The 23,457-nt window shown below is 71.3% G+C and carries 14 protein-coding genes; 6 read left to right on the top strand and 8 right to left on the bottom strand.

All coding sequences use genetic code 11. The annotated features are described in order from the left end of the window. The first annotated feature begins 57 nt into the window (after nt 1–57). On the top strand, nt 58–1,578 hold the full coding sequence (locus DEO23_RS10175; RefSeq protein WP_109275905.1) for a peptide MFS transporter: 1,521 nt from the start codon (nt 58–60) through the stop codon (nt 1,576–1,578). Between the two features lie 75 nt (nt 1,579–1,653). On the opposite strand, the gene DEO23_RS10170 is transcribed toward DEO23_RS10175, so the two are convergent. Together DEO23_RS10170 and DEO23_RS10165 are read right to left on the bottom strand one after the other, a co-directional pair. Beyond that, the gene (locus tag DEO23_RS10170) at nt 1,654–2,160 is read right to left on the bottom strand and encodes a mycothiol transferase (protein ID WP_109275904.1); all 507 of its coding nucleotides are present in this window, start codon (nt 2,158–2,160) and stop codon (nt 1,654–1,656) included. Nucleotides 2,161–2,170: 10 nt separating this feature from the next. After that, nucleotides 2,171–4,180, bottom strand: coding sequence for a hypothetical protein (locus tag DEO23_RS10165; RefSeq protein ID WP_109275903.1), 2,010 nt, complete (start codon nt 4,178–4,180; stop codon nt 2,171–2,173). A 211-nt stretch (nt 4,181–4,391) separates the two neighbouring features. Between DEO23_RS10165 and DEO23_RS10160 the strand changes: the two genes are divergently transcribed. From DEO23_RS10160 to DEO23_RS10150, 3 genes are all read left to right on the top strand, one after another. Continuing rightward, on the top strand, nt 4,392–5,423 hold the full coding sequence (locus DEO23_RS10160; protein WP_205678936.1) for a hypothetical protein: 1,032 nt from the start codon (nt 4,392–4,394) through the stop codon (nt 5,421–5,423). Next, a complete protein-coding gene (locus DEO23_RS10155) occupies nt 5,407–6,195 on the top strand; it encodes a ferritin-like domain-containing protein (protein WP_109275902.1) in 789 nt (262 codons plus the stop codon). The genes DEO23_RS10160 and DEO23_RS10155 overlap by 17 nt, the downstream gene beginning before the upstream one ends. 751 nt (nt 6,196–6,946) lie before the next feature. Then, nucleotides 6,947–7,507, top strand: a complete 561-nt coding sequence (locus tag DEO23_RS10150) for an endonuclease domain-containing protein (protein WP_240613340.1) — start codon at nt 6,947–6,949, stop codon at nt 7,505–7,507. Nucleotides 7,508–7,838: 331 nt separating this feature from the next. On the opposite strand, the gene DEO23_RS10145 is transcribed toward DEO23_RS10150, so the two are convergent. Further along, the gene (locus DEO23_RS10145; protein WP_205678934.1) at nt 7,839–11,942 is read right to left on the bottom strand and encodes an efflux RND transporter permease subunit; all 4,104 of its coding nucleotides are present in this window, start codon (nt 11,940–11,942) and stop codon (nt 7,839–7,841) included. 220 nt (nt 11,943–12,162) lie between these two features. Here DEO23_RS10145 and DEO23_RS10140 point away from each other — a divergent pair, with 220 nt between their 5' ends. Together DEO23_RS10140 and DEO23_RS10135 are read left to right on the top strand one after the other, a co-directional pair. Continuing rightward, complete coding sequence (locus DEO23_RS10140; RefSeq protein WP_240613339.1) at nt 12,163–13,509, top strand: MATE family efflux transporter; 1,347 nt, start codon at nt 12,163–12,165, stop codon at nt 13,507–13,509. A 373-nt stretch (nt 13,510–13,882) separates the two neighbouring features. Then, a complete protein-coding gene (locus DEO23_RS10135; protein WP_133249864.1) occupies nt 13,883–16,489 on the top strand; it encodes a hypothetical protein in 2,607 nt (868 codons plus the stop codon). A 47-nt stretch (nt 16,490–16,536) separates the two neighbouring features. Here DEO23_RS10135 and metE read toward each other — a convergent pair whose 3' ends face one another. The 5 genes from metE to DEO23_RS10110 form a co-directional block, all read right to left on the bottom strand. Next, nucleotides 16,537–18,951, bottom strand: coding sequence for a 5-methyltetrahydropteroyltriglutamate--homocysteine S-methyltransferase (gene metE / locus DEO23_RS10130; protein WP_109275900.1), 2,415 nt, complete (start codon nt 18,949–18,951; stop codon nt 16,537–16,539). Continuing rightward, complete coding sequence (locus DEO23_RS10125) at nt 18,948–19,889, bottom strand: methylenetetrahydrofolate reductase (RefSeq protein WP_109275899.1); 942 nt, start codon at nt 19,887–19,889, stop codon at nt 18,948–18,950. The genes metE and DEO23_RS10125 overlap by 4 nt, the downstream gene beginning before the upstream one ends. A 78-nt stretch (nt 19,890–19,967) precedes the next feature. Continuing rightward, nucleotides 19,968–21,200 (bottom strand): hypothetical protein, encoded by a 1,233-nt coding sequence (locus DEO23_RS10120; protein WP_109275898.1) that lies wholly within the window; start codon nt 21,198–21,200, stop codon nt 19,968–19,970. Between the two features lie 115 nt (nt 21,201–21,315). Further along, nucleotides 21,316–21,951: an arsenate-mycothiol transferase ArsC gene (locus DEO23_RS10115; protein ID WP_109275897.1), complete on the bottom strand. Its 636-nt coding sequence runs from the start codon at nt 21,949–21,951 to the stop codon at nt 21,316–21,318. A gap of 13 nt (nt 21,952–21,964) precedes the next feature. Beyond that, nucleotides 21,965–23,434, bottom strand: a complete 1,470-nt coding sequence (locus DEO23_RS10110; protein ID WP_165831798.1) for a tyrosine-protein kinase domain-containing protein — start codon at nt 23,432–23,434, stop codon at nt 21,965–21,967. Nucleotides 23,435–23,457: the final 23 nt, after the last annotated feature.

Raw genomic sequence — 23,457 nt, 5'->3', positions numbered from 1 at the left:
CACCCCCAGCGCCGCTGGGTTTGTGTGAGCGGGGAACGCGCGGCACCATGACGGCCCGTGAATGCCACCCAGCCCCCGGGCCGCACCGACGCGGCCCAGACCACAGCATCCGCACCCACCGACGGGTCGCCCGACGGGCCCTCCCACGGCAGGACGCGCACCTTCTTCGGCCAGCCCTGGCCGCTGATGAACCTGTTCAGCCTGGAGATGTGGGAGCGCTTCAGCTACTACGGGATGCAGGGCATCCTCGCGATCTACATGTACTTCGCGATGACCAAGGGCGGTCTCGGGATCGACCAGGGCGTCGCGACCTCGGTCGTCGGCGCCTACGGCGGCGCGGTCTACGTGTTCTGCATCCTCGGCGCGCTGGTCTCGGACCGGCTCATCGGCCCCCAGCGCACCCTGTTCCTCAGCGCCGTGCTGATCATGATCGGCCACATCTCCCTGGCGGTTCTGCCCGGGGTGAGCGGCCTGGTCGCGGGTCTGCTGTGCGTCGCGATCGGCTCCGGCGGCCTCAAGGCCACCGCCGCGACCCTGGTCGGGTCGCTGTACGCGATCGACGACCCCAAGCGCGACGCCGGCTTCTCGATCTACTACATGGGCGTGAACATCGGCGGGCTGATCGGCCCGCTCGTGGCCGGGCTGCTGCAGCAGTCGATCGGCTTCCACGCCGGGTTCGCGGCCGCCGCGATCGGCATGGCCATCGGCCTGGTCTGGTACATCGTCACGCGCGGTTCGCTGCCGAAGAACGCCAACCACGTCCCCGATCCTCTGCCGCGCAAGCAGTACGCGCTCTGGGCCGTGATCGCCGTCGTCGCGGTGCTGCTCGTGGTCGTCCTGGTGCTCTCGGGAGTCATCAACCCCACGAACCTCGCCAACGTCATGGTGGGGATCTCCGCCGTGGCCGCGATCGTCATCTTCGCGATCCTGCTGACCAGCAAGAAGATCACGGTCACCGAACGCTCCCGGGTGATCGCCTTCATCCCGATGTTCATCGGCACCACGGCCTTCTTCGCCCTGTTCCAGCAGCAGTTCACCGTGCTCGTGGTCTACGCGGACGAACGGCTGAACCGCTCCATCCTGGGCTGGATCATGCCGATCTCATGGCCGCAGTCGTTCAACCCCTTCTTCATCCTCGTGCTCGCGCCCGTCTTCGCCGCCCTGTGGACGAAGCTCGGTCGGCGCCAGCCCGGCACACCGGTGAAGTTCGCGATGGGGATCCTGCTGGTCGGCCTCGCGTTCCTGCTGTTCGTGCCCATGGCCCCCGTGGCCTCGGTGCCGGTGCTGTGGGTCGTGCTGATCATGTTCGTGGCCACCTGCGGCGAGCTGTCGATCTCGCCGGTGGGCCTGTCCCTGGCCACGCGGCTCGCCCCGACGGCGTTCCCCGTGATGATGATGGCGCTTTACAACCTCGCGGTCGCCCTGGGCACAGCACTGTCCGGCTCGCTCTCGACCTTCTACTCGGTCGATCACGAAGCCGCCTACTTCGGCATCACGGGACTGGTGACGGTGGCGGTCGGCATCGTCATGCTGCTGATCGCGAAGCCCGTCACCAAGGGCATGGCCGGCGTGCACTGATCCCCATGGCCGGCATGCGCTGATCCCGTCGACGCGGGGAGGGCGACCCGGGGCCGGCGGGGCGGCTCGGGGACGTCAGCCCCTCGGGATCCCCAGGGCGTACGCCGCCTGGCCGGCGTGCTGGGCGGCGTCGTCGACGATGCTGACGAGCCGGACCCCGCGGGTGACGGGCGGATCCCAGGCGTCGTCGATCACCGCGTCGAGGTCCTCGTCGGACAGAGTGCGCAGGTAGGCGAGGAACGCGTCGGTGGCCGCCTGCACGTAGTCGACGGCCAGCGCGCTGTCGGTGACGACGATCCGGTGGGCCTGCTCCTCGGTGTGCCCGACGCCGACGCCGTCACCGAGCTCGCCGAGGTCGAAGCGGTCGCGGAAGCCGCTGCTGCTCCACACCTCCTCCTCGCCGGAGAGGTCGGCGAGCTGCACGTCGATCTCGCGGCCGATGTGCCACAGCAGCCACCCCACGGAGTTCGGGTGGCCGCCCGGATGGGCCGTGAGGATGTCGGGGGTGAACCGTTCGCGCAGGCCTGAGAGGGCTTCAGCCGGACGACCTGCCGCTTCGATGAGGGTGTCGATGGCGTTCATGCCCGCCACGCTACGCCGTGCCGCGCCGATCGTCAGTGGTGCGCCAGATGCGGATCTGCTCGTCCAGCCCCGCGGCCTCCTCGTCCCGCCCGAGTTGCTGCCAGGCGCGCAGCGCCTGCCGCCCGGCCGACGTCGCCGCCGCGAACTCCCCGCGCGCCGCGAGCATGTGCGCGTGGCGGTCCTCGAGATAGGCGCCCCAGTAACGGGCCCGGTCCTCGTGACCGTGCGGCACCTGCTCGAGTGCGCGGCCGGCTTCCCGGAAGAGCTGCTCGTAGCGTTCGACGCCGGAGGGATCCACGGGCGCCGAGGCGGCGGCGGAGGCGGCCCACGCGTCCGTCGGGCCGGTGGGTGTCGGGCCGGTCCGTGTCGGGGCGGTGGGTGCCTGACCGGCGGGTGTCGGGCCGGTGGGTGTCGGGCCGGTGAATGTCGGGCCGGTGGTGGCCTCGGCGAGCCGGATCCCCTCGGCGATCAAAGCTCCGATGCGGGCATCGACCCCGTGGTCCCAGAGCAGCGGAGCCGGCATCGTCCCCGCGCGATCCTCGATCCGCACGCGGCGCACGATCGCCCGCGCCGCCGCCGCGGCCTCCACGGGTGTCGCGAGATCCAGGGCGTGACGCAGCGCGAGGGCCTCGGCGTCGAGCTCGGTGCGCACGTAGAGGGGGCGCTCGAGGGTCGGGGTGAGCAGGTCGTCGGCGACCCACCGGGCGTCGGCCGCGGTGCGGCGCAGGTGCGCCAGGGCCTCCCGCCCGTGCCCCTGCTCATGGTGAGAGCGAGCCAGCAGCCGGGTGGCCTCGAGGCGTCCGCGGCGGTCGCCCGCCTCGGTGCTCGCCCTCCGGGCCTCGCCGAGCACGACCTCGGCGGCGTCGTACCGCCTGGCCGCGACCCGCTGGGCGCCGACGGCCAGCAGGGGCTCCACCTTCTGCTCGGCGCTCGGCAACGTGCGGGCGAAGGAGGCGAGTCGTCCGGCGGCGAAGCTCGCCTGGTCCTGCAGGTCGCTCATGACGAGCGCCCGCAGGAGATCCGTGATCAGGCGGACCCGCAGGGAGAGGTCCTCGACCTCATGCATGCCGTCGAGCGCCGTCAGGGAGTGGCCCACGGCTGCGATCGGATCCCGCGAGGCGAGAACGCGGGCGAGCACGGCATGGGCGGTCATGACCACGCGTGCGGCATCGACGAAGCCGCCCTCGCGGGCCTGCAGGTGGGCGACCTCGTCCAGGACGTCCCGGCAGAGCCGCAGGGCGTCGTCCTCGCGCCCCGCCGCCTCCAAGCACTGGCCGAGCCGCACACCCAGCAGGGGGCCGGGGGTGTCCACGAGGTCCTGCGTGTGGGCGGGCAGCGCCTGCAGCGCCTCCTGCAGGCGGGTCAGCTCCTGTCGGGACTCGGCGGCGCGGGAGGGGTGGGAGATACCGGAGGGATCAGAGATGCGGGAGAGGTGGGAGGGACGCGGGAGCTCCACGCAACGGACGATGGCGAGCAGGCCCTCCGGGATCGCCGTCTGCTCCGCGCGACGCCTGCCACGAGCCCCCGAGGCGGACGGAGCTTGTCGTTCCTCGTCGCTGCCGTCCGGGGCCGGCCGGAGGTGCTCGGCGAACACCTCGGCGCTCGCGCGGGCCTGCAGCGGCGACCCCGCCCGGTCGATCGAGGTGACCAGCTCGCGGGCGAGAGCCCGCGCCGAGCCGTCGTCGTTCGCGGCGCGGTGCGCGGCCAGACGGGCGCGCAGGAGCTCCCGTCTGGCCTCGTCCGTTCCGGGCAGCGCCGCGAAGACCCTGGCGACGCGGAGGGCTCCCGAGAGGTCACCGGATGCCGTCCGGTCCCGGACCCGTGCGGCGGCCTCGTCTGCCGTGCGCGGGGCCGGCAGCGGGGACTCGGGACCACGCAGCGCTTCGCGGAGCTGCGCGAGCGAGGGGATTGCTCCGCCAGGACCGGTCGACTGCGGGAGGGCGGCCGTCCCGGCCTCCGCCCCGGCGGCTCCGCGGTGCGCCGCGCCGTTCCGGCGGGGCTCGGGGAGCGCAACGGTCATGTTCGCAACCTACCAATACCCTCTCCACCTGGCATGCGAGGTCGCTGCTCACCCGCGGGGGCGGGACTGACCATCCGCGCCGGGACTGCGTAGAATGGCGGGAACATCAGCGTTCTCGACGAGGATCGAACAGCAGGACGAGGACCCGCACGCCGGGTCCGAGCCGGACGCTCCCGCCCCTCTCCTACCCGCGCCAGGAGGTCTCCCGCACGTGAGCGCACCCGCTCGGCGCAAACCGCGCAGCCAGCGTGACCCTCGGCACGCTCCCCGCCCCACGCCCCGCCCCGTCGCCTATCACGACGACGCGCCGCGCGAGGGTTCGCGACAGTTCTCCGACGGCTCCGTCGCGCCGGTGCTGCTCACCTCCTTCGACGTCTCCGAGTACACCCGGTCGGTGCCGGGGAGGATCGACGTCGACACCGACCGCATCGAGGACCAGATCGACGAGGCGATGGAGGACCCGCAAGGCGCGGGCCCGCGGGATCTCGCCGAGCTGCACCGCGACCTCGCGTTCCTGCACGCCCTGGAGTCCGCGGCCCTCACCGAGACCCGCACGATGTACAGCTCGTGGACCGCCAACGAAGCCCGCATCACCGCGTTCCTGGCCAGCTGGCTGTGGGAACGGCACTGGTGGGCCCACGCCCTCGAGGAGATCCTCGAGACCCTGCCACCGGGCCCTGCGCACGGCAGGCGACGCCCGCGTCCGGGTGCCGCCCTGCGCCAGGTCTACGTCGAGCGCGCCCTGCCGATCGTCGGCCCCGGATGGACGCGCGTGGCCGGTGAGGCCGTCACCGCAGGTCACATGGCCCGGATGGCCGTCCAGGAAGGGTCGCTGCGCGCCGCGCTCGAGGCCCTCCTGCACAGGGTCGAGCACCTGCCCGAGGTCCGACGGGTGCTCTCCGAGGTGATCGAGCGCCGCACGCACTCGCTGGACTTCTTCCACCTCGAGGCGATCGCCCGGATCACGCGCTCCCGGGCCGAGGCGATCACCGCGCGGCTCGTGCTCGCCGTCGGCGGGGATCCGCTGCGCCCCGCGGGCCAGCGCCAGGCCGACGAGGACATCTCCCTGCCCAGCATCTTCCGCCGCTCGGCCGACCGCGCCTCCCTGCGCTCCGCGCGCTACGAGATCACCCGCCTGCTGCCCGGGCCCGACGCACCCGGCCTGCTCGGTCCGATACGCGCGATCCGCCGGGGCATCTCCCAGGTCACGACCCCAGGAGGCATCGATGGCCTTCGACCTTGAGAAGTTCGCCGAGACCTCGGAACCGGTGGGCTGGGACGACCTCGACTTCGACACCTTCGAGACCCAGCCTCTCGACGAGCCCACCCTGCGCGTCCTGCGCTACATGTGCGACGTCGAGTACCACACCTCCTGCTACCTGCGGGACATGCTCGTGACCCCCTCACGGCAGGAGCAGGCCACCGGCGGGTTCATGACCGTGTGGAACCGCGAGGAGTTCTGGCACGGGGAGGCCCTGGCAGCGGTGCTGCAGCGCCACGGCATCGTGGTGGACTACGAGGAGCTGAAGTCCAAGCGGGTCAAGCTCGGCTGGACCCAGGCCCTCGGCCCGCTCAAGCAGTCCGTGCTCTCGAACCTCGCCGGCACCGACTTCGTGGCCGTGCACATGACCTGGGGCGCCGCGAACGAGCTCTCCGCCGTGGCGGCCTACCGTCGGCTCTCGGCGATGACCGACCACCCGGCGCTCAGCCCCCTGCTCAAGCGCATCGCCCAGCAGGAGACACGGCACGTCGCCTTCTACACCACCCAGGGACGCGAGCGCCTCGAGGGTTCGAAGAAGGCCCGGGCGGCGACCCGCCTGGCGCTCTCCCGGGCGTGGCGCCCGGTGGGCTCGGGCGTCATGTCCGACGACGAGGTCGTGCACGTCATGGGGCACCTCTTCGCCGGCCGTGGCGACGACCTCGACGGCCTCGACAAGAAGATCCAGAAGCTCCCGGGCCTCGAGGACCTGACCATCTTCCGCAACGCCTTCGGAGGGATGCGGATCCCGATCTGAGGGGTTGGCGGGGGTGGGGTTGGCGGGGTGGTGTCGGTGGTCGGTGGTGGTCGCCGCTGGGTGGTCGGTGGTGGTCGCCGCTGGGTGGCGGGCGTCGGAACTCTTCTTCGGGGCGGACTTCTCCCCGGCGTGAGGGCTTCTTCCCTGCGTGAGGCCTTCTTCCCTGCGCGAGGGCTTGGGCGGGACTAATAGCGCATCATCTGCGCCATTTCGCAGATGATGCGCTATTAGTCCCGCCGCGGCCCGCGCAACCGTGGATGCAGCCGGGGCGGAGGCGCACCGCCTCCCCTCTCTCGCGGGCTGGGGCGTTCTAGGGTCCTCCCGATTCTGCGTCGTCCACATTCGACCGCTCCCCCTCCCGTGAGGGCCGATGAGCTGATGCGATCTGCCCATGCGGATCCCGGGCATCATCCTCAAGAGTCAGCTGGCGGCACTGCACCCCGAGCGTCGCCAGCGTCGCGCCTGGCTGAGGGACGGCACCATCCGCACCGTCGGCCAGTGGTACGTGACGCCGGAGGCGCCCGAGGACCTCGTGGCCTTACTGGCTCATGGAGTACGTCCCACCTGCGTGGACGCCGCTGCGCTCCACGGTCTGTGGACACCGGTGGTCGAGGGTGTCCACGCCTTTCGTCTGCGAGTCAGCACTGTTCCTGGACCACCTCCTATGCTGCGTCCCATTCGCCGAGTCCACGACCCCGTGACCGGCATTCCCGTCGCGCCTCGTGATTCCTCGCCGCAGTGGACGTCCGGAATGTTGCAGCCGCTCGCCCTGCACGGCCCCGCCCTCCGGGCCTGGCCGGACGAGGATCCTGTCCCGAACATCCGGCTGACCCTCGACCATGCCGCCCGCTGCCTTCCTCCGGTCAAAGCGGCGATCCTGATCGAGTCCGCACTCCATCAGCACCGAATGACCTCTTGGCAGCTCGAGCAGCTCTTGGCAGGACTGCCGACACGCACGGCCGGGCAGCTCTCACGTGTGAGGACAGATGCGCAGTCCGGCACCGAGACCGCTGTGCGCTGGTGGTTCGAATCGCGCCGTGTAACCGTCCGCTCGCAGGCACAGCTGCTTCCGGACGCACGGGTCGACCTGTTGATCGGTACGAACTGGGTGATCGAGTGCGACAGTAGGAGATTCCACGACGATCCTCAGCAGTACCGCGAGGACCGACGACGGGATCTGGCCCTGGCTGCGAGGGGGTACCGGGTCACGCGATTGACCTGGGAGCAGGTGTTCCTCGAGTGGGAGAAGACCGAGGAGATGCTGCTAAGGATCCTGCACCGGCGACAGCACCTGGCCGGTCTGCCTGCGTGAGCTGCACGAGCATCCGTTCCGGGACCACCGCGACGCGAGGCCGGTACTCCCGCCGAGCGCGGCCGGCACTACGGCGATTCCCCGGCAGAACTTCAGCAGCTCGCGACGGACTGAGGGCCTGGTTCGGAAGACTGCCCTGGCCTGCGATGGACTAATAGCGCATCATCTGCAATATCTCGCAGATGATGCGTTATTAGTCCCGTCGCGGCCCCAGCGCTCCGAAACCCGGGGCCCGACCCCGGGCGCCGGGCCCATGGAGGGCGCCCCAGGGCCCGCCCGCCACCGCACGCCAATGACGCCGGAACCGGTCAGTGGCGGAGCGCCCGGGCCGTCAGCGGCGGCGGAACCGGTCGCGGATCCTGCGGGCCAGCGACGTGCCGCCCTCCTCGACCTTGCCGAGACCCCGGCCCAGGCCACGCCGAGCCCCGCGACCGCGGCGCTGATCCCGCCCCGCGTGCGCTCCGGACTCACGGGAGTGCGACGGGTGCACAGGACCAGGAGCCCGGTGGGAGTTCGTCGAGGCCTCCCCCGACGCCGCAGCCTGCTCCGTCGCCGACGGGTCGCCGCTCTCCCGGGTCTCCGCCTCGCCGCCCTCCGGCGCCTCTCCCTCGCCGCTCTCCGGCGCCTCGCCGGACGACCCCGACTCGGCATCCCAGCTGACCTCGGACGGCCGGCGCGCTTCACGGGGCTCCTCGTCCTCCACCCTGCTCAGGCGGTCAGTCGGCGCCTCCCGCTTCACGTCAGGAGTGGTGCCCTCCGAGGTGCTCGCCGAGTCGGCCGGCGCAGCCGGCGCGTTCGCCGAAGCAGGCGAGGCCGGGGAGAACTGTGCGGCAGCACCGCCCGCGACAGCACCACCAGCGGCCGCAGCCGCCGCGCCGGCGCCGACTCCGGCACCCGCATCCGCATCCGCATCCGCATCCGCATCCGAGCCTGCGCCACCTCCGGAGCCCACATCCGAGCTCACACCGGCTCCGTCATCCGCACCCGCACCGGCACCCGCAACACCACCCGCGGCGGTCGAGGCGGCGGCCTTCTCGCCGAGCTCGCGTGACTGCGCGTCCCGGCGTTCCTGGGCCTCGCGCTCGGCGGTGTCCCGGCGGTCCCGCTCGGCGGCCTCACGGCGCAGCCGGCGGCGCTCCCCCGGGCCCTCGGTGATCCGGTAGAGGACCGGCACGATGACCAGGGTCAGCAGTGTCGAGGTGACGAGTCCTCCGATCACCACGACGGCGAGCGGCTGCGAGATGAACCCGCCCTTGCCGGTGAGCCCGAAGGCCATCGGCAGCAGGGCGAAGATCGTCGCGGCGGCCGTCATCAGGATCGGCCGCAGACGCTTGGCGGCCCCGAGGTGGATCGCCTCGTCGATGCCCATCCCCGCCCGTCGGTACTGGTTCACCAGGTCGATCAGCACGATCGCGTTGGTGACCACGATGCCGACCAGCATCAGCAGGCCGATCATCGAGGGCAGCCCCAGCGGGACCCCGGTGAGCACCAGCAGTCCCAGCGCACCGGTCGCCGCGAACGGGATCGACACCAGGAGGACGAGCGGCTGGACCAGGGACTTGAAGATCCACACCAGCAGCACGTACACCAGCAGGATCGCGGCGAGCATCGCCAGACCCAGCTGACCGAACGTGTCGGAGATGTCCGAGGCGGAACCACCCAGGCTTGCCTTGACGCCGCTGGGCAGATCGGCGTCGTCGATCGCCTTCTGCGCGGCCTGGGACACCTGCCCGACGTTGTCGTTCGAGATCGGCGAGAGCGACACCGTGACCGTCTCGAGGTTGTCCTGCGTCGCGATCGACGGCCGGGACTCCTCCTGGCTGACCTTCGCGACGTCGGTGAGGGCGAGGCCGTCGGCCAGGTCGAGGTCCTCGAGCTTGTTCAGGGTGTCGACGTCGTCCTTCTGCTGGACGTGGATGTCGAGGTCGGTGTCCTCCAGGGAGATGGTCCCGATCGATCCGGGGTTCAGCTTCTGGGCGACCATGCCGACCACGGCCTGCTCGGTGAGCCCCAGCTTCGCCGCCTTCTTGCGGTCCACGCTCACCACGGCCGTCGGCTGGTCGCCCTCGAGGTCGCTGCTGACCTCCTTAACGCCGGAGGGCCGCGGGTCCAGCTGGTCCAGGATCGCGTCGTTCGCCGTCTGGCGGTCCTTCGCGGTGGGCCCGGTGATCTGGATGTCCACGGAGCTGGAGCCGGTCGCCGAGCTCATGTCGGCGGCTTCGACGTCCCCGGGGTTCTTCAGGTCCTGCACGGTCTTGACCATGGTGGTCTGCAGGGCCTGCTGGTCCGCATCGGGATCGGTCGTGATCGAGTAGCTGACCTCGTTCTCGGCGCCGCCGCCGGCGGTGAACCCTCCGCCTTCCCCGCCGCCGCCGATGGTGGTCTGGACGGTCTGCACGCCGTCCACGTCCATCAGCGCCTTCTCGGCGTCCTTCGCCTTCTCCGAGGCGTCCGTGAGGCTGGTCCCGGCCGGCAGCGTCTGGGTGATCGAGGCGATGTTCTGGCCGGTGTCGCCCAGGAAGTTGACCTTGAGCAGCGGGGCGAGGAACGCCGTGCCCACGAGCACGCCGATCGCGACCACCACGGTGATCAGGCGTCGCGGCAGCGAGTTCAGGGTGAGCCGCAGCAGCGGGGCGTAGAGGCGGTGCAGCCAGGTGCGCTCCTCGCGGGCCTCGGCGGCCTCGCGGACCTTGGCGACCTGCGCCTCGTCGTCCGGATCGTCCGGGACCGGCTGCTTCTTCGGCGGCCGCAGGAACCAGTACGCGAGCACAGGGACGATCGTGAGGGACACCAGCAGGGAGCTGAGCATCGCGATCGCGACGGTGAGGGCGAAGGGCCGGAACAGCTCCCCCGCCATGCCCGCGACGATCGCGATCGGCAGGAAGACGACGACCGTCGCCAGGGTCGAGGCGGTGATCGCGCCCGCGACCTCCTTGACGGCGTCGAGGATCGCTCTGATCCGGGTCTTCCCGTAGGCGAGGTGCCGGGTGATGTTCTCGATGACCACGATCGAGTCGTCGACCACGCGGCCGATCGAGATCGTCAGCGCCGCCAGGGTCAGCATGTTCAGCGTGTACCCGGTGACCAGCATGCCGATGAAGGCGATCAGCAGCGAGGTCGGGATCGAGATCGCGGTGACCAGCGTGGGTCGCAGGCGCCGCAGGAACAGCAGGATCACGCCGACGGCCATGACGAGGCCCAGCAGACCCTCCTCGGCCAGGGAGACGATCGACTCCTGGATGAAGGGTGCCTGGTCGAACACCACGTCGCTCTTGGCGTCGCCGCCGACCTCGGGCAGGAGGTCCTCGAGCTTGCCCGTGACGTCGTGGGAGATGTCGACGACGTTGCCGTCGCTGGTCGCGGTCACCATCATCGCCAGGGACTGGCGGCCGTCGGTGCGGGAGACAGAGGTGGGGTCCTCGGTGGTCTTCTCGACCTTGGCGACGTCGCCGAGGGTGGTGATCTCCTGGTTGCCGTTCTGGCCCGCCTGGCCGTCCTGGCCACCCTGGCCCTGCGCATCGGCGAGGCCCTGCTGGGCGCCCTGCGCCTGCTGACCGGACTGGCCCTGCTGGCCGGCCTGGGACGGATCGCCCGCACCGCCGCCGGCCTGACCCTGCGCACCAGACTGGTCGCCGCCCTGCTGACCCGAGGCATCTCCCCCGGCCGATGATCCACCGGACCCGCCGCCCGAGGACCCGGGCATGAGGACCATGTCGCGGAGATCGTCGAGGCTGGTCATCTCCTTGCCGACGACCACGTCGACGCTCTGGTCCTTGTCGCTGACCTTGCCACCGGGCATCGACAGCCCGTTGGCCTCCACCGCGCTCTGGATGTCGCTGTCGCTGAGTCCGGCGTCCTCGAGCTTCTTCTCGTCCGGGGTGATGCGCACGATCTCCTCGGGAGCACCGACCACCTGGACCGAGGAGACGCCGTCCACGCGCTCGAGCTCGGGCGTGACCGTGGAGTCCAGACGGTCGGCGAGCTCGGCGGGAGAGAGGTCGGAGGAGACCGAGAGGACCGCAGCCGGAAGGTCGCTCGTACCACCGGAGATGACCTGCGGGTCCGCTCCTTCGGGCAGCTGGTCCTGGATCCGCCCGATGGCGGCGTCGACCTGATTGGTGGCTCGCGCGGTGTCCGTCCCGTAGTCCAGTTCGACCGTGACCATCGAGACCCCGGACTGCGAGGTCGAGGACGTCTTCTCCACGTCCTCGATGCCGGTCAGCGCCTGCTCGACGGGCTTGCTGATCTGCTTCTGCACCTGTTCCGACGAGGAGCCGGGCGAACTGGTCATCACCTGGACCTGCGGCAGGGAGACCGAGGGGATCAGCTCCTGGCGCATGGTCGTCATCGCGAAGATGCCGATGATCGAGACCGCGATGCACACGAGCGCGATGAACGAGCGGTTGTTCAGGCTGAGCTTGGCCAGACGGTTCATGGGTCTCCTGGGCCGCGGGAGGCGGCGGACGGACGATGCGAGCGACGGGGCGGAGGATCAGCGCCGATCGATGCGCGGCATCGACACGAATCGGACCATCCACACGCATTCGACCACGCCGTTCGTCGGCCGGACATCAGCCGAAGGTCTGGCGATCCATGTGACCCGTCCCCCGTCGGTCGACGGTTCCGGCACGGCGAGGTCCTGGCACGATGGAGCCGTGCCCCGCCCCTCCTCCGATGCCGCCGCGGCCCGACGCTCCGTGGACCGCGACATCCTGCGCCTCGCGCTGCCGTCCCTGGGCGCCCTGGTCGCCGAGCCGCTGTTCGTGATGACCGACTCCGCGTTCATCGCGCGCGTGGGCACGACCTCCCTCGCCGGCCTCGGCCTGGCCTCGACCGTGCTGACCACGGTGGTCGGACTCTCCGTGTTCCTCGCGTACTCCACGACGGCCGCCGTGGCCCGGGCGTTCGGCGCCGGCAGGATCCGCGAGGCGATCGCCCGTGGCGTGGACGCGGCCTGGCTCGCCCTGCTGATCGGCGCCGGCTGCCTGCTGGTGCTGGCGGCGCTGGGGCCGACCCTGCTCGGGCTCTTCGGGGCGGGGGACGCCGTCACCGACCAGGCATCCGTCTACCTGAGGATCTCCGCATTCGGGCTCCCCGCGATGCTCTCCGTGCAGGCGACCACGGGCTTGATCCGCGGGCTGCAGGACGCGCGCCTGCCGCTGATCGTGGCCGTGGGCGGGGCACTGCTGAACATCCCGCTCAACGCCCTGCTGATCTTCGGGCTCGACCTGGGCATCGCCGGCAGCGCGATCGGCACCGTGATCAGCCAGTGGCTGATGGCGCTCGTGCTGCTCGCGGTCGTGGTGCGCCATGCCCGACGTCAGGACGTGGCGCTGAGACCGCATCCCGGCTCCGTCGCCGCGACCGGCCGCGAGTCCCTGCCGATGTTCGTGCGCACGCTCAGCCTCAGGATCGTCACCATCGCGACCGTGCTCGTCGCCGCCCGGCTCGGCGAGGTGCAGCTGGCCGCGCACCAGCTCGCCAGCACCGTGTTCATGCTGCTCTCGCTCGCCCTGGACGCCCTGGCGATCGCCGGTCAGGCCCTCACCGGTCGCCACCTGGGAGCGGCCGAGACCGACACCGTGCACGCGGTGACCTCCCGCCTCACCCGCTGGGGCGTGGGCGGCGGCGCCGTGGTGGGTGTCGTGCTGCTGGGCGCGAGCTACGTGGTCCCCTCGGTCTTCAGCCCCGACCCGGCCGTGCAGGAGAGCCTGCGTGCCGCCCTCTGGGTTCTCGTGATCGCCCAGCCCGTCGCCGGGTACGTGTTCGTCCTCGACGGCGTGCTGATGGGCGCCGGGGACGCCCCCTACCTGGCCCGCGCGGGCATGCTCACGATGCTCGCCGTGCTGCCCTTCGCCGCGATCGTCTGGCTCTGGGCGCCGGGCGGACCGCTGGGCCTCGCCGCCCTCTGGGTCGCCACCAACCTGCTGTTCATGGTCGCCCGGGCGGTGGCACTCGGCGTGCGCGTGCGGGGCGACGACTGGATGCGTACCGGCGCGTAGTCGTCGCGACGGCCCCGGAAACGGGCCACATCGCCATATGTCGGTCCCCTGCCTTATCCTGGGAACAGGTTGAGCATTCTTGGTACGGACGCTGATCGATCGGATCCCGTGGTGGGGTCCCCCAGCGCACGCGAGTCCCGTCTCGACCTTCACACCGGAGCACCCCAGGGGGACACGCATGACCACGCCCGACGACGCGCGACCATCACAGGAAACGGCCCCCGCAGCGGGCGGCACGGACCGGGCGCGCGACGCCTATTCCTACGGTGAGCCGGGGGCGGAGAACGTCCCGGGCTCCGCCCCCTCTGCGGCCGGCCCGTCCGGCCCGACCGGGCCGCACGCCCCGGCTCCGTCCTACGGCTCAGCACCCTCCGTGCCCTCCGCGCCCTCGGCACAAAGTGCGCCCGCCGCGCAGACCGGGCCGACCCCACAGACCGGGCCGGACGCGCAGAGCGCACAGACCGCGCCCGCCACCATGACGCCCGCCGAGGTCCTCGCCAAGCTCTCGGCCGTCGGCCTCGAGAGCCCCCTGCGCTCGCTGGCCGTGGGCGGCATCGCCTACGTGGGCGGTCTGCTGATGAGCGGCCTCGCGATCATCCTGGCCGTCGCCGCGCTCGCCCTCAGCCTCTCGGGCGGCGCCGACAGCGCCGTCGAGTCCGAGCTCGACTCGTCGGGAGTCGACACCGAAGGCACCCTGAACAGCATCGCGGCCTTCCTGCGCGCACCGTTCCAGCTGGTCGCGATGGCGATGTTCGGATCCCTGGGCACGCACGCGACGATCGAGGGCGCCACCTTCGACGCCGCGATCCGGTTCCTCCCCGTCCCGGTGACCGTGGTGATGCTCCTGCTGGCGTTCTTCGGCGGGCGCCGCATCCAGCGCGGCCGCGACACCGGTCTGCTGGGCATCTGGACCAGCGCGGTGATCACCGGGTTCGCGACAGCACTGGTCACTGTGCTCCTCGCTCTCATCCTCGCCCAGCCGATCCCGATCACGGACGGCTACGGGCTGCGTGTGCACGCGTCGGGCTTCGACACCTTCTTCGGTGCCTTCGTGCTGATCACGCTCGCCCTCGGGCTCGGACGCACCAGCCGACGGTCGCGACCGGCCTGGTGGCCGGTGGTCGGCGATCTGCCGGCCGCGTTCAAGCTCGCCGTGGTGCACGCGATCGTGATCAGCGTGGCCGTGGGCGCGCTGCTGGTGGTGGTCGGATCGATCCGTCAGCTGCTCGACGGCGAGAACCCCACGGTCCTCGCGACGATCCTGCTGCTGCCCCTGCTGGGCGGCCAGCTCCTCGGCGGCCTGACGGGCCTGCCCCTGCTCTCCTCGCTGACCGCCAAGGCCGGCCTCCCGGAGCTGGCGTACGAGTTCGTCCCCGAGGGCATCCCCACCTTCCGGGAGACGGTCTTCTCGCTGCCCTGGTACGTGTGGCTGCTGACGCTGCTGCTGGGGCTCGTCGTCCTGGTCGTCGTCTCCCTGCCGTGGCACCACGGCCGTCGGATCGTCCCCGGGAACATCATCGCGCTGGCGATCTCCTGGGTCGCGCTCCCCTTCGCCTACCTCCTGAGCGGCGTCGTCCTGCTCGTGATCTCCCGGCTGTCGATGTCCTTCCGGGTCGAGGCGGACTTCTTCGGCTCGCAGCAGGGAACCGGATCGTTCGGCCTCGCCGGATGGACACCGGCACTGGCCCTGCTCGCCGGGATCGTCGTGGAGCTGCTGTCCCGTTTCGTGGCACCGTTCCTGGTGCCCGCGCTGCCGCGCCGGTCGCTCTCCTGGTTCCGCCGGCCCCTCGCCGCTCCGGCCGCGACCGCGGCGACTCCTGCCGGCACCTCGGCCTCGGCCCCGGGTGCGGCACCCGCCGGCGCCATGGCAGCAGGGGCGGCATCCGCCGGGGCGGCGGCGACCGCGCCCGTCGGCGGCTTCGGTCCGTCGAGCGGGGCGCAGCGTCGGCCGCTGTCCCGCCGCGCGCGCCGCACGGTCATCGGCGTCGTCGCGGGCGTCGGCGGACTGTGCGTCGTCATCGCAGGAGCGGTGATCGCCTACGCGGTCGTCTCCCGCACCGTCTACGCGCCGGACAAGAGCGTGGACGCCTACCTCTCCGCGCTCGAGGACGGCGACGCCTCGGGCGCCGTCGAGCTCGCGCCGCCGAACGTCCCGACGGCCCAGCAGAAGCTGCTCACGGACGACATCGCCGGGGCCGCCGACACCCGGATCAGCGGTCACGAGATCACCGGATCCGACCGCCAGGAGGACGGTTCGGTGCTGGTCACCGCCGACATCACGCAGGACGGGGTGACCTCGGAGCAGACGTACACCGTCGAGAAGCACGGTCGCACGGGCGTCGTCTTCCCGGCCTGGCGCCTGGGCGCGGTGGAGTACCCGAGCGTCGCCCTGTCGGTGCCCGAGGGTGCCGGCACCGTCCTGGTCAACGACACGGAGCTCGACGTCTCCGACCTGGACGTCTCGGAGGGCTTCGCGATGCTGTCGGTGCTGCCCGGGACCTACGAGTTCTCCCTCCCCTCGACCTCCGAGTTCATCTCCGCGACGCCGAGCGACGTCAGCGTCCCGGTGGACCCGATGAGTTCCGAGGAGCTGTACGCGGCGCCGACCTACGAGCTCTCCGAGGCCGGCACGAAGGAAGTCCAGTCGCAGGTGAACGCGGATCTCGACGAGTGCGCGAAGAGCACGGACCCCGAGCCCGAGGGATGCCCGATGAGCGCCTACGTCTACGAGCCGGTCGAGGACTCGGGCTCCTGGTCCATCGACGAGTACCCGACGGTCACGGTGGACCAGGACGGCGAGAGCTGGAGCTTCGACACCGGCTTCGACGGCGCCGGCAGCGCCACGTACTCCTACAAGGAGAAGCCGTTCATGGACGGGGACAAGGCCACCTCCGAGACGGAGGAGGCCAGCATCTCGCTGTACGGCACGGTGGGCATCGACGACGAGGGGAAGATCCAGCTCGAGTACTCGACCTGGTGAGCGGATGCGGCCCGCGACGATCCGTCGCGGGCCGCCCGCCCCTCCCGTCAGCCGACGGGGACGCCGATCCCTGCGGTCTCCCGGACCGTCCGCGCGGCCTCGACGAGGTTCCGCAGGCTGGCCCTGGTCTCCTCGTAGCCGCGGGTCTTCAGCCCGCAGTCGGGGTTCGCCCACAGGCGCCCCTCCCCCACCCGCTGCAGTGCGGCGGCGAGCTGATCGCGGATCTCCTCGGTGGCGGGCACGCGCGGGGAGTGGATGTCCCACACGCCCGGGCCGATCCCGCGGGAGAAGCGCTCGGGGTCCAGGGCCTCGAGGATCTCGCCGCGGGAGCGGGCGGCCTCGATGCTGGTGACGTCGGCCCCGAGCGCGTCGATGGCGTCCACGACCTCGTTGAACTCCGAGTAGCAGAGGTGGGTGTGGATCTGGGTCGCGTCGGCGGCACCGGAGGTGGCCAGGCGGAACGCCTCCACGGACCAGCGCAGGTAGGCCTCCTGGTCGGCGGCGCGCAGCGGGAGCAGCTCACGCAGGGCCGGCTCGTCGACCTGCACGATGCCCAGACCCGCGGTCTCCAGGTCGGCGATCTCGTCGCGCAGGGCGAGCGCGACCTGGTCGGCCGTCTCGCCGAGCGGCTGGTCGTCCCGCACGAAGGACCACGCCAGGATCGTCACCGGCCCGGTGAGTATGCCCTTGACGGGCTTGTCGGTGAGCGACTGCGCGTACTGCGACCAGGCCACCGTGATCGGCTCAGGCCGGGCGACGTCACCGAAGAGGATCGAGGGGCGCGTACACCGCGAGCCGTAGGACTGCACCCAGCCGTTCCGGGTGGTCGCGAAGCCGTCGAGGTGCTCGGCGAAGTACTGGACCATGTCGTTGCGCTCGGGCTCGCCGTGCACCAGGACGTCCAGGCCCAGCTCCTCCTGCACGTCGATCACCCGGCCGATCTCCTCGCGCATCGCCTGCTCGTAGCCGGCATCGTCGAGGCGTCCCGCGCGATGGTCGGCGCGTGCCCTCCGCACGCTCGCCACCTGCGGGAAGGACCCGATCGTCGTGGTGGGCAGGACGGGCAGGCCGAGCACGGACTGCTGCGCCGCGGCACGGACCTCGAAGGCCGAGCGCTCGAGATCCGAGCGCGTGAGCGCGGCGGCCCGCCCGCGGACCTCGTCGCGACGCACGCCCGCGAAGGTGCGGGGCACGGAGCGGGGACCGTCGGCCGACCCGGGCTCGATGTCGCCGCCGGCGAGGGCGACGAGCTCGCCGATCTTCTCGTCGGCGAAGGCGAGGGTGGCCAGGAGATCGGCCGGCAGGTCGGTCTCGTCGGCGAGGGTGTGGGGCACGTGCTGGAGGGAGACGGAGGTCGAGACGGCGACGGCATCTGCGTCCCCACCGGCCGCGGCCGTGCGCTCGCGCAGGAGCCGCAGCCGGGCGGCGGCGGTGGGCAGCTCGGTGCGCCACACGGACCGACCCTCGACGAGGCCGGCGAGGATCCTCGTGCCGCCGACGCCCGCGAGCTGGTCGACGCTGGGCAGGTCGCCGCGGGTGAGGTCGAGGTGGACGGCCTCGACACCGGTCGCGAGCAGGGCGGGCAGCAGGTCGCCGATGCCCCCGTAGGGGGTGGTGACGAGGATCTGCGGGCGCGCCTCGGCGGTGGTGAGACGGCCCTCGGCGCGCTCGAGCAGCGAGGCGAGGGTGCCGGGGTCGATGCGCTGGTCGGCGGCGAGAGCGGGCTCGTCCAGCTGCACCCACGACGCCCCGGTCTCGTGCAGGAGGCGCAGGATCTCGCCGTAGACGGCGACGACCTCGTCGAGCCGGTCCAGCGGGTCGAAGCCCTCGGGGGCGCCGTCCTGCGCCTTGGCCAGCAGCAGGAGGGACAGCGGGCCGACGAGCACGGGCCGGGTGCCCGCACCCTCCCCCGCACCGTCCGCGAGGCTCTCGCGGAACAGGTCGACGACCTGGGTGGAGGCGACGTGCAGGTCGGTGTCCGGCCCGATCTCGGGCACGAGGTAGTGGTAGTTCGTGTCGAACCACTTGGTCATCTCGAGCGGCGGCTGGTCCGCGGTGCCGCGGGCGAGGGCGAAGTAGCCGTCGAGGTCGACGGTGCCGTCGGTGCCGAGCACGCCTGCGAAGCGGTCCGGGACGATGCCGACGGCGAGTGCGGCGTCGAGCACCTGGTCGTACAGCGAGAACGTCTCGGGCACCGAGGCCGCGGCGGTGAGGCCGAGCCCGGCGAGACGGGCGCGGGTCGCGCCGCGCAGGGTCCGCACGCGCGCGGCGAACTCGGTGCGGTCGATGCGACCGGCCCAGTAGGCCTCCTCGGCCTTCTTCAGCTCGCGGTCGGGGCCGATGCGCGGGTAGCCGACGGGAGTCGCGGCGGGCAGCGGGGTGCGGACGGCGGGGCCGGTGGCGGCGTCGGCGTCGGCATCGGTGCCGGCGTCGGCGTCCGGGGTGCGGGGAGCGGTCGTCATCGGTCATCTCCTGTGGTGGTGGCGGACCATCGGTCCAGGTCGAGGGTCTCGAGCACGTCGAGGGACTCGGCGTGGCGGTTGAAGGTGAACAGGTGCAGTCCGGGAGCTCCCGCATCCAGGACGCGAGCGATCAGGTCGACGCTCCAGCGCACGCCGACCCGGCGCTGCTCGGCCTCGTCCCGCGCGGTCTCCAGGGAGTGCATCAGGTCGCGCGGGAGCGGGACCCCGGAGAGCTCGGCGAGGCGCTCGAGGCGGCGCGGGTTCGTGGCCGGGACGAAGCCGGGGATCACGGGCATCCTCAGGCCGGCCTCACGTGCCTTCGTGATCAGGGCGCAGTACTCGGCGGGATCGAAGAAGACCTGGGTGATCGCGAAATCCGCTCCCGCCCGCTCCTTCGCGAGCAGCACCTCGAGGTCGTGCTGGGACGTCGGGGACTCGGGATGGCGGTGCGGGTAGGCGGCCACGCCCACGCTCATCCGACCGCCCGCGAGGGCGGCCGTGCGCGCACGCTCTACCTCCCGGACGAGGTCGACGAGGGGGCGGGCGAAGGGGATCTCGTCGTCCTCGAGATCGTGGCCCTCCTCCTGGTCCCCGCGCAGCGCGAGGATGCCGCGCACGCCCCGGTCCAGGAGCGCCTCGATCACGGTGCGCAGCTCCGCACGGGACGAGCCGATGGAGGTCACGTGCACGAGCGGGCGCAGATCCGTCTCGTGCAGCACGTGGTCGGTGAGCTCGAGGACCCGCGCGAGGTTCCGATGTCCGGTACGGCTGGTCACGGAGACGTAGTCGGGCGCCGTGGTCTCGAGCTGCGCGATGGTGTCGCGCAGCCGCTCGAAGGTGGTGTCGGTGCGCGCCGGGAACAGCTCGTAGCTGAGCGCGGGCCGCCGGCGGGCGGTCACCGCCGCCTCGAGCTCGGGCAGGGTCGTGGGCGCTGTCATGGCCACGGAAGCTACGGGAGGGGTCGGGTCGGGCTGAAGGATGGTGACCATGTGTGAACCCCCGTGAGGGGGTCGGGTCTACCGCGGGACGCCACCCCGCCGACCGCTCGCCCGCACGGGCTCCTCGACCTCACGGGGGTCCGTGCAGCTCCAGAGAGCGGCGATGATCATCAGGAGCACGGGCACGATCAGCGATCGCAGCCGCACCAGCAGGCCCACGTTCCCGATCTGGGTCAGCTCCGCGAACACCGCGATGGCGAAGAACGCGCCGAACACCACGCAGAAGGCCTCCGGGTACCCCCACGTGAACCTCCCCCTGAGGGCGCGCACGATCGCCCAGATCAGCACCAGGACCGCGATCGTGTCCACGCACGAGACCAGCCCACCGATCCCGAACTCCCACGGCAACGGTCGCAGGAGCGCCGTGACGGATCCCGAGATCACCCCGGCGAGGCTGCTGCCTTGGCGTTCGCCGACGGAGGATCCTCCGATGGCCGTGCGGTCAGCTGTTCCGCTGAACGAGCTGACGACGCCCCACGGATCGTCCAGGTGGAGGGCGGACGCCACCAGCAGACCGACCGGGGCGCCGACGAACACCACGCCGAGGACGACTCGACGGAACCGGACGACGGAACCATCCCGGACGCCCGTGATCGCCACGGCGAGCGCCACCAGCAGCACGACACCGATGTCGATGCGGATCAGCAGCATCAGCGCGTCCCCGACCATGAACACCAGCACCGGCAACGCGCCGACTCGACGCCGGGTCGTCATCGCAGCGACGCTCCACAGGCACATCCCCACCGAGAGGAACGTCAGGGAGTCCTTGCCGAAGCTCGAGGACCAGTAAGCGACCGACGGCGCCGCAGTGGCGAGGAACCCCAGGACCACCGGGGCATCCGGCACGACGATGCGGATCGCCAGCGCACTGAGCCACAGCCCCACCAGACCCACCGTCGAACCCGCCAGGAACACCGCGGCCTTGTCATCGCCGAACACCGTGAAGAACCACTGGCCCACGACGTACATGTTGTTGGTGCCGTCGCCGACCGTGATCCCGTCCAACGGAGGGACGTCCGCCTCCCAGCGCGCCCTGGCTCCCTCGATGTACCGGAAGGCATCCGTGGACTCGTCGACGTAGTGAGGATCGGCGATCTCGGAGACGTACCTCTCCGCCGTCGCCACGAGGCTCAGTCCCTGGGAGAGGACCACGATGACTCCGGCTGCAACCGGTCCATAGGCCCGATGCAGCAGCAGCACACCGATCGCGCTGCTGAACAGCACCGTCACGACGCAGGCGAGGATCGTCATCGCAGTGCCGCCTGCCTGGTCGGGAACGAGGTGGCCGCGGTGCGGCAGCGTCCCGATGTCACGCGCACCGGGGACGAGTCGACGACGCAGCCCTGCTCCTGGTGGCCCACGCTCATCAGCTCCTCCCCTTCGCCGACAACAGCGCCGTCACGATGGCGGCAGCGGCGGCGTCCACCTGAGCGATCGCCTCCCGATGCACCTCGATGCCCAGACCCCGCGGATCCTGCACGGCACGGGCGCCGGCACCGAGCTCCCGGCACCGGTCTGCCGCTCGGATGACCGAGCGCATCCGGCCGGTCGGGCCGACGGTCGGATCGTCATCGGGATCCAGCTCCACGATGCCGTCGCAGTTCACGACGATCCTCTGCAGGGCGGTGAGCATGAACGTCACGCGGAGCCCGGACGGCGCGAGCTCCAGAGCGGCCCTCGTGTGCTGTTCCGTCATCCCCAGGACCAGGTCCGCCGCCCGCAGGTCCGGCGCCGTGAGCATCCTGCTCCTGTGCGCGGACGCATCGAGGCCGCGCCCCTCCAGCTCCTCTCGTGTCCACCCGTCGACCGGCTGACCGCGGCGAGAGGCCGTGCCGGCGCTGCCGACCTCCACCCGCCCCGGAAGGTGCGCATCGAAGCTCGCCTGCATGAGTGCGGCCGCGAACGGCGAACGGATCACGTTCCCGGTGCAGACCACCAGGATCCTGAAACGGTCGTCATCCGCCGCATCCTCGTCACGGCGGCCCTGTGCCAGTGCGTTCATGCGAAGCCCGGACTCAGTAGTAGTAGCTCGACGCCTGGGACCTGTCGACCTTCGAGAAGGTGGCGACAGTTCCGAGCAGACGGGCGCCGACGAAGGTGAGGCTGTCGACCGCCCGCAGCACCGCGCGCCGAGTCACCTTCCCGTCGGTGCGCACCACGAGCAGCACCTCGTCCGCCACGGCGGCCACCGAGAGCGTGTCGGCCGTCGCCATCACGGGCGGGGTGTCGATGATGACCAGGTCGTACTCTTCCGAGAGCTCGCTCAGCAGATCGCGCATGGTCTGCGACTCGAGGAGCTCAGCCGGATTGGGGGACTCCACGCCGGCCGTCATCACCTGGACGCCGGTGGTCGGCGATTCCTGGACGACGTCGCGGAACGACGCCTGACGCGTGAGCACTGCCGTCAGCCCGGCGTCCCCTTCGAGCCCGAACTTCTCGGCGATGCTGGGGCGCCGCAGATCGGCATCGATGAGGAGCACGTTTACCCCGCTGTCCGCGAGCGCGGCCGCCAACAGGCTCGCCACGGAGGATTTTCCCTCGCCCTCCGCGACCGACGTGACCATGATCGAGCTGACGCTTCCGTCGATGTTCGCGTACCTCAGGCGGGTCCGGAGCATGCGATACGCCTCGGAGGTGGTGAAGGCCCCGTGTCCCGAGATCACGGCCGGATCGCTGGCCCGCCCCGGGTCCCGCGGGATCCTCGCCAGCATCGGGATCTGGGGCGTCCCCTCGGCGAGCGCGTCGGCGGAACGCACCTTGGTGTCCAGGATCGACCGCAGGTACACGTACATGATCGCCAGCGCGCAGCCACCGATCATCGCGAGGAGGCCGTTGCGGAGCACCGAGGGGGAGGACGCTGTCGTCGGTGCGATCGCGTTCTCGACGACCACGGTCCTGACAGGGGTCGAGTTCTCCCCGTCCCCCTTCTCGAGGGAGCCGATCTCCGCCATGAGGTTCTCAGCGGTCGAGTTCGCGATCTCCGCGGCCAGGTCCGGATCCGTGTCGCGAGCCGTGATCGTCAGCAGCACGGTCTCCGGAACGGCTTCGGCCGTGACCTTCTCCGCCAGCTCGTTCGGCGTCGTGTGGAGCCCGAGGTCCTCGATCACCTTCTCCATGACGGGCCGGCTGGTCGCCACGCTCATGTAGGTCTGCACCCGCTGCTCGGAGAAATCGCTGCCCTGGCTCAGAGCCACGGCGTCGTCGGCGGAGCTGACCGAGACCAGGAGCTGCGTCTCCGCGTCGTACTGCTTGGGGAGCAGCAGCGATGCAGCGACCCCCAGGAGCAGCGCGACCAGGGTCACCAGCGCTATGAACCGCCACCGTGTGCGCAGTTCGCGCACGAGATGGTGGTCGCCGTGCGTGCGCTCCTCCGCTCGCACGGCATGCGGGACGACTGTCTGCGCGGGCGCCGTCATCCTTCGCGCCCGCTTCCCGATGACGACCTGCCGGGGCGCACGGGCGCTCCCCTTCGGCACTGTCTGCACGGCTCGTTCATCGCGCACATCCC

The sequence above is a fragment of the Brachybacterium endophyticum genome (assembly GCF_003130585.1).
Lineage (GTDB): Bacteria > Actinomycetota > Actinomycetes > Actinomycetales > Dermabacteraceae > Brachybacterium > Brachybacterium endophyticum.
Note: the sequence above shows the minus strand (reverse complement) of the source record. Positions and strands in the feature narration are given on the sequence as shown.